General features: G+C 70.6%; 2 protein-coding genes. Both read right to left on the bottom strand.

All coding sequences use genetic code 11. The annotated features are described in order from the left end of the window. Positions 1-44: 44 nt before the first annotated feature. Positions 45-806: a hypothetical protein gene (locus tag AB0F40_RS27535; RefSeq protein ID WP_357475528.1), complete on the bottom strand. Its 762-nt coding sequence runs from the start codon at positions 804-806 to the stop codon at positions 45-47. Further along, positions 803-1,006: a hypothetical protein gene (locus AB0F40_RS27530; protein ID WP_357475526.1), complete on the bottom strand. Its 204-nt coding sequence runs from the start codon at positions 1,004-1,006 to the stop codon at positions 803-805. The genes AB0F40_RS27535 and AB0F40_RS27530 overlap by 4 nt, the downstream gene beginning before the upstream one ends. Positions 1,007-1,220 lie beyond the last annotated feature (214 nt).

Raw genomic sequence — 1,220 nt, 5'->3', positions numbered from 1 at the left:
AACGTCAGGTGATCGGCAACCCGGGTTACCGATCACCTGACGTTCTACCGACCACGTGGGCGGCCCACGGCACCCGGCGGGGGCGGGAGCAGATGGAGCGGGGTCAGAGCGGCGCGCACCTCCTCCGGCACGTGGCGCAGCACCCGGGCGAGCGCAGGGCCGGCGCCGTCCGACGACGTCACGCGCACCACTCCCCAGCGTTCCTCCCGCAGATGGTCCTCGCGGCGCTTCTCGTCGAACAGCGCGCGGCCGGCGTCGTGCTGCGGGCCGAGCACTCCGGCGAGGTACTTCACCCGGCCATCGAACTCGGCCAGCAGCCGGAACTCCACCCAGCCCAGATCGGCCCGGAAGTCGCCGTGCGGCGTGCGCACGCGAAGCTGCGTCACCGGTCGTGGCAGGCCCGCTCTCAGGACCAGGTACCGCAGCCACGTCTCCCACGCGGACTCCGCTCCCGCGTCCGCCAGCTCGAGCACCAGGAGCGCCCGACGGCGTCCGCGCACGTCCCGCATCCCGGTGACGATCTCGCGTGCGCGCTCGATGTCCAGGCCGAGCGCGAGCGCGTGATCCACGATGACGAGCGCGAGCAGCGGGTGCAGCGACACGCAGCAGTCCACGACGGTGCGCGCGAGGCTGGTCACCGGCACACCGTCGACCGTGGTGCGTTCGTGGTCGGCGAGCATCAGACGGTGCCGCGCGATATCGCGGGCGGACGCCGATGAGGCCCGGTACGCCTGGACGACATGCACGCGCACGGGCAGCTGCCACAGCCGCAGCCCGTGCAACAGTGCGGCCGACTCGTGGCTCACGACGGCATGGTGAGCTGGGAACTCACGGCGACGACGCGTGCGACCGCCCGCTCCCTGGCGTCCTGGTGCCGGTCACCGGTCGTGTCCCGCCGAGCGCGATAGGCACCCCGGCGGATCTTCTCCATCGTCCGGTCCCGGACTGCGCGGCGCAGCGCATCGCGATCGTGCTCGCGGGCCAGGACTATCTCCGTGTCGTTCACACACAAGAGATTCGCTCAGATCGAGGCCGGCGTGGTGCCCCGGCAGGACACCCTGTGCACAACCCCTCGAGATCAGCCCCTGTGGTCGCGCTCGCTGCGGGGTGCAGGTCGAGCGAGTGGTCGGTAGAACGTCAGGTGATCGGCAACCCGGGTTACCGATCACCTGACGTTCTGCCGAAAACTCCGGGTAGGGGAGATTGGAAGAGAGTCGTGT

The organism is Promicromonospora sp. NPDC023987, assembly GCF_040639055.1.
Taxonomy (GTDB): domain Bacteria; phylum Actinomycetota; class Actinomycetes; order Actinomycetales; family Cellulomonadaceae; genus Promicromonospora.
This window is presented reverse-complemented; position numbering and strand designations above follow the sequence as displayed.